The sequence below is a fragment of the Geobacillus sp. Manikaran-105 genome, from assembly GCF_002809955.1.
Taxonomy (GTDB): Bacteria; Bacillota; Bacilli; order Bacillales; family Anoxybacillaceae; genus Geobacillus; species Geobacillus thermophilus.
The window spans coordinates 1-9,647 of record NZ_PIJG01000073.1; the positions used below are offsets into that span (position 1 = coordinate 1).

A 9,647-nucleotide genomic window follows, 5' to 3' on the forward strand; every position below is an offset into this window, starting at 1 on the left:
GGCGGGTGTTGGTCAAGGGCGAATCCGGCCCTCCGCATGCCCCACGATGCTCAATGGGATGATCTGTGTGGAGTTTTCATAGAACTTTTGACGCTACCTGTCGTCTCTACATGAGCACAGTCTGCTTCTTAGTATAAAGGAAGAAGGAAAAAGACGCATCCGCCAAGGTTTGTCTCCTTGGCAGGACAAGACGCCTTGGCGCGGCGCAAAGCCGCATCTCCACACTTTCTGCACATTTGCCAAATAAAATAGTAAAATTGAAATGACACTCGGGCTTGATGGATGAGGAGAGGAATCCGTGCGAAAACTGTCATGGAAACTCGGAATGCTGTTTTTTGCCTTTGTCTTGGCCATTGAAATGGTGCTGTTCGTTTCCCTCTACGCTACGCTCGTCCATGCGCGCATCGAGGAAGAATTCGCGCAGCTGTTGGCGCGGGGAAACAGCCACCGCAACGTCTTGGAGAAAAATAACGATCGAACGACGTTGGCGCATGTCGTGATGATGGAATCAGAGGCGGAAACCGATGTCGCCATCACTGACGCCCGGCGCCGGATTGTATCGGCTTCTAGCGGCATTGTTCCGTTTGCCAAGCGCATCATTCCTTTAACGAACGGTCGCCATATTCCCCGCCGGGGAATGATGGTCGAAACCGACTGGAAGCGGGCATCGCATATCGCCGCCGTCAGCCCGATTCAAATCAGGGGTGAAACAAGAGGATATGTGTATATGTTTCAAGACACCCGCTCGATCCGGACGATGGTGTATAAACTGAAGCATCATTTTATCGTCGTTGGCGTGCTGTCGGTGGCGATCACCGTGTTGACCATCGCCTTTTTCTCCCGCGCCATCACGATGCCGCTCCTTCGCATGAAACAGGCGACCGAGGCGCTCAGCCGGGGGGATTTTTCCGTCCGCCTCGAGATGAAAGGCAACGACGAGCTGGCGCAACTCGGGAGAGCGATTCAAACGCTGGCCAACGATTTGGCGTATTTGAAACAAGAGCGGAGCGAATTTTTAGCGAGCATCTCTCACGAATTGCGCACGCCGCTGACGTATGTGAAAGGATACGCCGACATTGCTAGGCGTCCGCATCTGTCTGAGGAGCAGCGGGCGAACTATATGGCGATCATTTACGAAGAAGCGGAAAAGATCGAAAAGATGGTCAAAGATTTGTTTGAATTAGCCAAACTGGAGCAACACTCGTTCCAGATTGAAAAGCAACCGACAAATCTTTGTTCGTTTTTGACAAAATTGTGTGAAAAACTGCGCCCCGCGTTTCAGGAAAAATCGCTGTCGCTTGTGTGCCAGTGCCCCGGTTCGGTCATGGCCGCGATCGATCGGCAGCGGTTCGAGCAAGTGATGATCAACGTGCTTGACAATGCACGAAAGTACGCGTTTTCCGGCACGACGGTGGCCGTCGCCGTTCACCTTCAAAAGCAAGGAATCGTCATTGCCGTGTCCGATGAAGGAACCGGCATTCCGCCGGAAGATGTGCCCCGGATTTTCGAGCGGTTTTACCGGGTTGACAAATCGCGGTCGCGGACAAGCGGCGGGACCGGACTCGGTTTGGCGATTGCCAAAGAAATCGTCGAGGCGCACGGGGGAACGATCGCCGCTAGAAGCGAACAAGGAAAAGGAACGACCATCCTCATTACGCTGCCGGAGGGATAACGATGTATACCTTGCTGTTGGTTGATGATGAAGAGCGGATGCTTGATTTATTGGAATTGTATTTAGCGCCGAACGGCTACCGCTGCGTGAAACGGCGTTCGGGGGCGGAAGCCATTGACTATTTGCGGCGCCATCATGCCGATTTGGTGCTGCTTGATGTCATGATGCCAGAACTCGACGGATGGGAAACGTGCCGCCGCATTCGATCGTTTTCGAATGTGCCGATCATGATGGTCACCGCTCGCGATGAGACGGCGGATATTGTCCAAGGATTGAAAATCGGAGCGGACGATTATGTGACGAAACCGTTTGACGAGGCGGAACTGCTTGCTCGCATTGAAGCGGTGCTGCGCCGTACAGCTGGCGGTCGTTCCGCCATTCGCGCGGCCGGGCTTGTATGGGACGAAGAGGAACATACGGTCCGCTACGAAGATAAGCCGATTGCGTTGACGCCGAAAGAATTTGCCATTTTGGGGCTGCTGTTAAAGCACCCGAATCAGGTGTTCAGCCGCGGGCAAATCATCGCATCGCTATGGGGCTATCTCGCTGATACGGAAGAGAGGACCGTTGACTCCCACATGAAAAACATCCGCGAAAAATTGCGGAAAGCGGGGTTCCCAGTGGACGAATATTTGCAGACGGTCTGGGGCGTCGGCTACAAATGGGAAGGGCGCAAGTCATAACCATTTTCGGAAAGAGAGGCGTTTGGGTCAAATGGAAGAACGGATGATTGAGTTCCTTCAAGCATACGGCGGAGCGGCGTACTTCTTGAGTCTAGCCTGCAATGTGGTGATCAGCGTGCTCGGAGTCGTCCCAAGCGCCTTTTTAACTGCCGCCAATTTGACCGTTTTCGGATTTTGGCCCGGCTTTTGGGTGTCGTTTGCCGGCGAGGCGATCGGAGCGGTCGTCTCGTTTGTCTTGTATCGAAAAGGACTTCGCCGATGGAGCGAGACGACATGGCTTTCCCATCCCAAGGTGAAGCCGTTGCTTCATGCAAGTGGCAAGGAGGCGTTTGGGCTTATTTTCGCGCTTCGACTGTTGCCGTTTGTGCCATCCGGGGCGGTGACGTTCGTTGCTGCCATCGGCCGCACGTCTCTTTCTGTGTTTGCAACGGCTAGCTCGCTCGGCAAGCTCCCGGCTTTATGGATGGAAGCGTATGCCGTCCATCAATTCCTCGAGGCCGCCTGGGAGGGCAAACTGATGCTCGCTGTTGCATCGATCGTTCTTTTGTGGTTCGTCTGGCGAAAGATAGGGCAAAAAGCAGCGGGGTGAAACAGCCCCCGCCCAAAAGGACAGTCAGCCTAGGCGCCATACGGCCTTTAGCGGCAAATCCAAGGCCATCTCCACAAAATCTGCACAAATGTCCGGTATGCTAACAAGGCAAGGAGGGTGAAAACGATGAAAAACTGGAAAATGTTATTGGGAACAACTTCAGTTATGGCAGCGCTCTTGTTATCGGCCTGCACCGGTGCCAACGACAACAAAGCGCCAAAGGAACATACAGCTTCTCACACCGGGCATGAAGGAATGAATCACTCGGGCTCCAAAGAGGTGCCGGCCGGATTGAAGGAGGCGAAACAACCAAAGTATCCGGTTGGAAGCCAAGTCATCATCCATGCCGACCATATGCCGGGAATGGATGGAGCCAAGGCGACTGTCACCGGTGCCTTTGACACGATCGTCTATACGGTCACATACACCCCAACTACAGGCGGGGACCCAGTGAAAAACCATAAATGGGTCATTCACGAAGAAATCGAAAACGCCGGAGACAAACCGTTCCAGCCGGGCGATGAAGTCGTCTTGAATGCCGATCACATGGAAGGGATGAAAGGGGCCAAAGCAGTCATTGATTCGGCGAAACAAACGACGGTGTATATGGTCGATTACATCGATACGGAAACTGGTCAAAAAGTGACCAACCACAAATGGGTGACCGAAGACGAGCTGTCGCCGGCCAACTAACGAATCATCATCGGTGTTTCCGCAAAACGCGCAGCCATTTCCCTTGGAGCATAGGGGAATGGCTTGTTTTTTTCGGCTCATTTGTGAAAATTGTGGTATAATTATACGAAAATCCCCTATTTTTTCAAAAAATAGACAATATAGGCGGCTTCGCCTGAGTCTTACGGAGCGATCGGGAAAACGGGAGAAAGAAAGGGAGAAACGATGCGGAGATTTTGGTTGGGAGTTATGTGGTTTTCAGTGGTTTGGGTGCTTTACGGCATCGGAGCGGCAGGGCATCACTTATGGACGGAACACCGGATGGACGGACAGGCGCTGATTCTCGCGCTCGGCATGGCGACCATGGCCTGGCGGGCATGGGACGAATATCGTGGGAACGGTTGGACACGAAAAAAGGAAGACGGGCGCCGTCTATGATGAAAGGACGCCCGTCTCTAGCTGTCGCCCGAGCGAAAAGAGGCGGTTTGGTTACGCCGTTCGCCCGGGCGCTTTTGTTGCTTGATGCTGCTTTTCTTTGACAGTGGAATAGATGAATAAGAGAACCAAGACGGCCACGCAGAGAAGCGAACCGATTCGATGCTCTCTTTGAAGCAAAAAGCCAAGCCAAATCGCCCCGAGCGCCCCGACCGCCGCCATCGTTGTGTACGGAAACCCTTTCGTTCGGAAAAACGGCTTCGTTTTGTAGTGCGGCCGCAGCTTCAGCTGAGCGGCGCCGATCATCATCCAAACGATGAGCACGGTAAACCCAGGAATCGTCATCAATTCCCCGATGATCCGCCCGGGCGCCAAGTAGGCGCCGATCACGCCAGCGGCGATGCAGATGGCGACCATGCCCATCCCGTACAGCGGAACCCCGTGTTTCGTCGTCCGCTGCAAGCGGCGGCTTGCTTCTCCTTGTTCAGCCATGGTGTACAGCAACCGAGAAGTCGCATAGACGCCTGTATTGGCCGCCGATAAGACGGCAATGAGCAACACCGCGTTCATGACATGGGCCGCGCCGGGCAACCCGATCGCTTCCAACACTTGGACAAAGGGGCTGTTCGTTTCCGAAACGGTGTTCCATGGCATAATGCCGCAAATGATGGCCATTGGCAAAAGATAAAAGCCGACAACCCGCCAGATTGTGGTGCGAATGACGCGCGGCAGCACCTGCTCGGCGTCTTTCATCTCCGTCACCGCCACCCCGATCAGCTCCGCTCCGCCATAGGAAAACATCACGATAAGCAAGGCGCTGAGCGTTCCGGCAAACCCGTGCGGAAACCATCCGCCGTCGCCGGCAGACGGAAACGAGCCGCTTATGCCGCTTGGGATCACGCCAGCCCATACGCACGCCCCGAGCACGATAAACACCACTAGCGCCGCCACTTTCAGGCCAGCCAGCCAAAATTCCGCTTCCCCGTAATACTTCACAGGGAAAAGATTCAACCCCATGATCAGACACGCGCACAGGAGGGCAAGCAGCCATAACGGCGCAGACGGAACCCAATAGTTCAGAAAGCTGCCGGCAGCCAGCAGTTCGACAACAGTGACCAACGTCCAATTGATCCAATACAGCCAGCCGACGATCCATGACAGGCGAAAGCCAAACGCCCGGCGGATCAAATGTTGAACGTTCGAACCCGGATACGCGATCGCCATCTCGGCCAGTGCAGCCATAATCCAAAACAACAGCACGCCGCCGATCAAGTACGTGAGCACGACGCTTGGTCCGGCGATATGAATGGCCTCGGCGCTTCCTTTAAAAATGCCGGTGCCGATCATCCCTCCTAACGCGATCAGCTGAACGTGGCGGGGCAGCAGCCCTTTTTGCAATGAGGGGCGGGAATGTTCCATACAGCAACAACCTTTCTCACACGAAGTTCATTTCATGATGTGCTTTTTTGCTTTTATGCTTTTATGCAATTAAGCAAAAAAGATAGTTTTAGAATATAATCATTTTGTTTTTCTGTCAATGTTTCGCAAAAAACATGTCGTTAATGTGGAAATGTTTTGTTATACTGGAAACAGATTTTGAACTCGCCAAAAGGAGATTGGTAGGATGCTTCGCAACAGCGGTAAACCGATTTCGGAAAAAGCCATCACCGTGTGGCGTTGGACCGGAGCGTTGGGGACATTGGTTTCTGGCGCCGTCATTGGCGGAATGGCGTGGGTGCTGGCGCGCTTTCATGTCCCGAAATGGTGTTTGGGGATGTTAGCCGGCATCTGGTTGATTGAAGTGGTTCTATGGGTGGGATGGGTGCCTGTGCTTCGCCAGCGCCGTTGGCGTTACGCTATTCGCGAAGAAGAAATCGACATTCAGCGCGGGGTCTGGTCCACGAAGCGAACGCTCATTCCGATGACCCGCGTTCAGTATGTCGATGTGCGGCAAGGCCCGCTCCTTAAGCGGTATGGATTGGCTTCCATCGCGGTGTTCACGGCGGCGGCCGCTCATGAAATTCCCGCTCTTCCGATGGAAGAAGCAGAACGGCTTTGCTGCTTGATTACGGAGTGGGCGAAGGTGGCGGATGACAATGACGCGTAAAGCAAGACGCCGCCTCCATCCGATTGCCATTATGGCCGGGCTAGGAAAAGAATTAAAAAATATGGTCGTTCCTCTTCTAGTCATCATGGCAGCCGGCAGTCGCCATGGGTTTTCATGGACCGATATTCTTGTGCCGTTGGCCGCCCTCATTTACACGCTGGTCATGGGCGTTCTTTCTTGGCTTCGTTTTACATATGAGTGGGATGACACTTGCTTGGTCGTTGAAGAAGGGGTGTTTGTTCGCAAAAAACGTTCCATTCCGTTGGAGCGCATTCATGGGATTTCGGTGACAGAGGGAATCTGGCAGCGGATGGCGGGGGTCGTCCAAGTGCATATTGAGACGGCGGGCGATGCCCTCGGTGAAGCAGAAGTGACGCTTCGGGCCATATCAAGGGAAGAAGCCCGCCGCCTGCAACGATGCGTGGAACAGGCGAAACACAAGGCGGAAAACGCTTCCCATCCGGAGCCACTCGCGAACCGCCCACATCCTGCTCTGTTTACCTTATCGATGAAAGAAGTATGGGCCGCTTCGTTGACAAGCGGTGGGGCGCTTGGCGTGGTCGCCGCTTTATGTGCGTTTTTGTCGCAATTTAGCGACTTCATTCCGTATGAGGCGCTTGTCCGTGATATTCAGTCGACATGGAACGGACATGGACGATGGTATATTGCTCTATTGATCTTGTCGATTCTCTTGGCCGCCTATGGAGTGGCCATCGTGCAAAATATGATCCGGTACGCTTCGTTTGTCGTGCGGAAACAAGAAGACACGATTGTGATTGCTCGCGGATGGTTGGAACGAAAAGCGGTGTCCGTCCCTGTTGACCGCGTCCAAGGCGTCGTTATTCATGAGAATTGGCTGCGCCGTTTTTTCGGATACGCCTCTGTATCCATTATTCATGCCGGCGGAGCGCTCGATGGCGGACCGTCAGGGGAAGTCGTTCTTTGCCCGCTGGTCAAAAAGCATCGCATCGTCCCCATTGTTCAGGCTTGTTTGCCCGAGTATCGCCTCGATGTGCCATTTTGTCCGCTTCCTCAGCGTGCAAAAAGTCGATATATGCTTCGCCCGCTTTATTGGTTGACAATTCCGGTTGGAGTTGCCGCGTATATGGAGCGTCCATGGGGAGCAGGGCTTTTGTTTGTGTTGCCACTTGCTCTGTGGATCGGGGCGCGGCGCTATCAAGCGGCCGGCTGGGCGCTTTCCTCGAAGCAGCTGTCGCTCCGCAACGGCTGGTTTCGGCGAACGACCGCGCATTTGTTAAAGCGTCACGTCCAATCGTTGGAAATCGCAACGACATGGTGGCAAAGAAAAAAACAGTTGGTGACGATCTCGGCTTCCGTCATGCCGGTCGGCACCCGCTCCCGTGTCGTGGATGTGGATGAAGAAGATGCCGCTTCGATCTATCGCTGGCTGCAAGGGGAAAAGGGGGACCAAACATGATGAAGGCCTTTCTTCACGGGCTTATCCTTGCGTTTGGACTCATTTTGCCATTGGGGATGCAAAACGTGTTCATTTTGACCCAAGGAGCAGTCCAGCGGCGTTGGCGGCATGCCTTGCCGGCGGTGCTGACGGCGTCGTTGTGTGATACGTTGTTGATTTTCCTCGCCGTTTTGGGCGTCTCGCTCGTTTGGCTTGGTTCCGCTTGGCTGAGAACAGCCGTGATGGGGGCTGGCATTCTTTTTTGGCTGTATATGGGCTGGAGTACATGGAAGAGCGAGCCTGCAACAGGCGAAAGCGAAGCGGCGGAACGGTTTCCGCCCCGCAAACAAATCGCTTTTGCCGCCTTGAAAGCGACCTGAGTTGTTCCCAACGAACAAATGATCTGCTAAAATAGGAAACAACGAAAGAAAAGAAGGGAAGAAAGATGCAAACGGAGCGTGAATCGCATGGGCGGATCATTTTTCCGACAGGCAAACGAAAGAGGGGGAAGAACGTTGACGATCTCAATGATTGCCGCGGCTGTCGTGATGCTTGCAGGCCTCATCGGCACGCTCGCGCTGTCGGGGCGGGGGGACGAACAGTACACATCAGCAACCGAAGGCAATCTCACCCGCCTAGTGTTGATTTATGCCGGGTTGGCCCTTGTGCTAGCGGCGGGAATCGGGGTATATCTAGTGTTATAACAAGCGAAAGACGATGCCCGCCGTCGAGTTTAGATGCCGCGGCACCATTTAGAGACAAACGGTTATGGACAATCGAGCCCTGGTGACAAAGTAGCCATCGGTTCATCTCAGGCAGAGCGTCGCTCTCTTCGACATGGGATGAACCGATTGGCTTTGGTTGAGTGAAAAAGTCGGCCTACGGCTTTCCGTCAATGAGGGGAAGCACCTAGGTATTGGAAGTGCCCCTGCGTTTGTGGTGTGATGATCCTCACTCCGACGGGATGGTTTTTTGGGGTAAAATGGGTGGTAAACGGAACAACCATGGAGGATGTATGGCCCACTATGTTTGGATGATCATTAATGCGCTGTTGGTGATCGGCACGGCGGTTTATATCTGGCTGTTTCGCCCGAACAACTCAGCTGCGGTGCTGGCAGGAAAATGGCTGGCACAAGTGGCGGTGCTGCTGTTTTTGGTCAATGTCAATATGTATTTTATCTTCCTTGTCATCCGCAAAACAAAAATCCGGAAGGTCAAAGTCACGTTAGCGCGGATAGCAAGAAGCATGATGAAAGCCCACATCCCGCTCGCGGTTGTCGGAACGAGCTTGATTGTCTTTCACGGAGTGGTGATGGCATGGAAACTCGGAGCGGTGATCGGTTTTGGCCATGGGAAACTGGTGACCGGTTATGCAAGCCTCGCGATGTTGGCCATCACCTTGTTTGCAGGTGTCCTTCGGCGGCAAAAAGCGTCAGGGTGGAGAAGAACGTTTCATCTTGTCTCTGCCTTGCTGTTTGCCGGTTTGTTTCTCCTTCATCTATTTTGGCCGATCTAATCACGTGTAAGGGAGAGAGAAAACGTGGGTGACTTGCTTTCTTTGCTGACGGAATACCGCCATCGCCAAGTTGTCGTCAACTTCTATGAAGAAGACGAGCTGGTGGCGCGTGACGGGTTTTTCTTTGATGGCATCGAACGATCAGACGGTCTGCTATCTTTCATCAAAGATGGGCGCATTCGCTGGTCCATTCGGTTGGATGACTACCCAAGCTATGAGATCGTACACGATTTCCCGAGGCGTTATCGGTTTTATGGCCAGCATCGGGCTGTAGAGCTCTATTTCCCTTCTTAACGGTGTCCGCTTTAGGAGAAACCGGTCAGAATCCTCCTCATTTTCATGAGGAGATGAATGACCGGTTTTTGACTATATATCATGTAAGTGGTTGAAATGTTTTTATACTTATTACGATTATACCAGGGCATCGTATATTCTTTCCGGCAGGCAGTGGTTGTCCGGTAACTATTCACCCCAGTGCTAGTGTATAAAAAAGCCCAGCACAAATAGGGCATTTCGGTCATAGAAAATGCCCTAGGTAGCGGAAAGAACTCGATCG

12 protein-coding genes are annotated in these 9,647 nt (G+C 53.3%); 11 read left to right on the plus strand and 1 reads right to left on the minus strand.

Going from position 1 to position 9,647, the window contains the following annotated elements; genetic code table 11:
• The first annotated feature begins 298 nt into the window (after positions 1 to 298).
• The 5 genes from CV945_RS15550 (at position 299) to CV945_RS15570 (ending at position 4,054) form a co-directional block, all read left to right on the plus strand.
• Positions 299 to 1,672 (plus strand): sensor histidine kinase, encoded by a 1,374-nt coding sequence (locus tag CV945_RS15550; protein WP_013523746.1) that lies wholly within the window; start codon positions 299 to 301, stop codon positions 1,670 to 1,672.
• Between the two features lie 2 nt (positions 1,673 to 1,674).
• Complete coding sequence (locus CV945_RS15555; RefSeq protein ID WP_014195790.1) at positions 1,675 to 2,355, plus strand: response regulator transcription factor; 681 nt, start codon at positions 1,675 to 1,677, stop codon at positions 2,353 to 2,355.
• Positions 2,356 to 2,386: 31 nt separating this feature from the next.
• Positions 2,387 to 2,944, plus strand: coding sequence for a TVP38/TMEM64 family protein (locus CV945_RS15560; protein WP_011231186.1), 558 nt, complete (start codon positions 2,387 to 2,389; stop codon positions 2,942 to 2,944).
• A gap of 126 nt (positions 2,945 to 3,070) precedes the next feature.
• Positions 3,071 to 3,637 (plus strand): YdhK family protein, encoded by a 567-nt coding sequence (locus CV945_RS15565; RefSeq protein WP_011231187.1) that lies wholly within the window; start codon positions 3,071 to 3,073, stop codon positions 3,635 to 3,637.
• Between the two features lie 228 nt (positions 3,638 to 3,865).
• Complete coding sequence (locus tag CV945_RS15570; RefSeq protein WP_231847818.1) at positions 3,866 to 4,054, plus strand: hypothetical protein; 189 nt, start codon at positions 3,866 to 3,868, stop codon at positions 4,052 to 4,054.
• Between the two features lie 51 nt (positions 4,055 to 4,105).
• Here the strand turns inward: CV945_RS15570 and CV945_RS15575 are convergent, their stop codons facing one another.
• Positions 4,106 to 5,470 (minus strand): amino acid permease, encoded by a 1,365-nt coding sequence (locus CV945_RS15575; protein WP_042381153.1) that lies wholly within the window; start codon positions 5,468 to 5,470, stop codon positions 4,106 to 4,108.
• Between the two features lie 205 nt (positions 5,471 to 5,675).
• On the opposite strand from CV945_RS15575, the gene CV945_RS15580 reads away from it, so the two are divergent.
• From CV945_RS15580 to CV945_RS15605, 6 genes are all read left to right on the plus strand, one after another.
• Positions 5,676 to 6,158 carry a PH domain-containing protein gene (locus tag CV945_RS15580; RefSeq protein WP_069304236.1) on the plus strand — a complete coding sequence of 161 codons (483 nt, stop codon included), beginning with the start codon at positions 5,676 to 5,678 and terminating at the stop codon, positions 6,156 to 6,158.
• The gene (locus CV945_RS15585; RefSeq protein ID WP_069304237.1) at positions 6,148 to 7,596 is read left to right on the plus strand and encodes a PH domain-containing protein; all 1,449 of its coding nucleotides are present in this window, start codon (positions 6,148 to 6,150) and stop codon (positions 7,594 to 7,596) included. Before CV945_RS15580 ends, CV945_RS15585 begins: the two co-directional genes overlap by 11 nt.
• Entirely contained in the window at positions 7,593 to 7,955 is a 363-nt protein-coding gene (locus CV945_RS15590; protein ID WP_100660123.1) for a LysE/ArgO family amino acid transporter, read from the plus strand. The genes CV945_RS15585 and CV945_RS15590 overlap by 4 nt, the downstream gene beginning before the upstream one ends.
• Before the next feature lie 135 nt (positions 7,956 to 8,090).
• Positions 8,091 to 8,279, plus strand: a complete 189-nt coding sequence (locus CV945_RS15595) for a hypothetical protein (RefSeq protein ID WP_033010178.1) — start codon at positions 8,091 to 8,093, stop codon at positions 8,277 to 8,279.
• A 311-nt stretch (positions 8,280 to 8,590) separates the two neighbouring features.
• Entirely contained in the window at positions 8,591 to 9,091 is a 501-nt protein-coding gene (locus tag CV945_RS15600; protein ID WP_050367236.1) for a hypothetical protein, read from the plus strand.
• A gap of 24 nt (positions 9,092 to 9,115) precedes the next feature.
• Positions 9,116 to 9,385 carry a hypothetical protein gene (locus CV945_RS15605; protein ID WP_014195798.1) on the plus strand — a complete coding sequence of 90 codons (270 nt, stop codon included), beginning with the start codon at positions 9,116 to 9,118 and terminating at the stop codon, positions 9,383 to 9,385.
• Positions 9,386 to 9,647 lie beyond the last annotated feature (262 nt).

What these genes read in the sequence shown, in the direction of transcription:
- CV945_RS15590 (WP_100660123.1), top strand. Translation starts at nt 7,593, where the DNA reads ATGATGAAGGCCTTTCTTCACGGGCTTATCCTTGCGTTTGGACTCATT.
- CV945_RS15585 (WP_069304237.1), top strand. Translation starts at nt 6,148, where the DNA reads ATGACGCGTAAAGCAAGACGCCGCCTCCATCCGATTGCCATTATGGCC.
- CV945_RS15555 (WP_014195790.1), top strand. Translation starts at nt 1,675, where the DNA reads ATGTATACCTTGCTGTTGGTTGATGATGAAGAGCGGATGCTTGATTTA.
- CV945_RS15580 (WP_069304236.1), top strand. Translation starts at nt 5,676, where the DNA reads ATGCTTCGCAACAGCGGTAAACCGATTTCGGAAAAAGCCATCACCGTG.
- CV945_RS15575 (WP_042381153.1), bottom strand. Translation starts at nt 5,470, where the DNA reads ATGGAACATTCCCGCCCCTCATTGCAAAAAGGGCTGCTGCCCCGCCAC.
- CV945_RS15565 (WP_011231187.1), top strand. Translation starts at nt 3,071, where the DNA reads ATGAAAAACTGGAAAATGTTATTGGGAACAACTTCAGTTATGGCAGCG.
- CV945_RS15560 (WP_011231186.1), top strand. Translation starts at nt 2,387, where the DNA reads ATGGAAGAACGGATGATTGAGTTCCTTCAAGCATACGGCGGAGCGGCG.
- CV945_RS15600 (WP_050367236.1), top strand. Translation starts at nt 8,591, where the DNA reads ATGGCCCACTATGTTTGGATGATCATTAATGCGCTGTTGGTGATCGGC.
- CV945_RS15570 (WP_231847818.1), top strand. Translation starts at nt 3,866, where the DNA reads ATGTGGTTTTCAGTGGTTTGGGTGCTTTACGGCATCGGAGCGGCAGGG.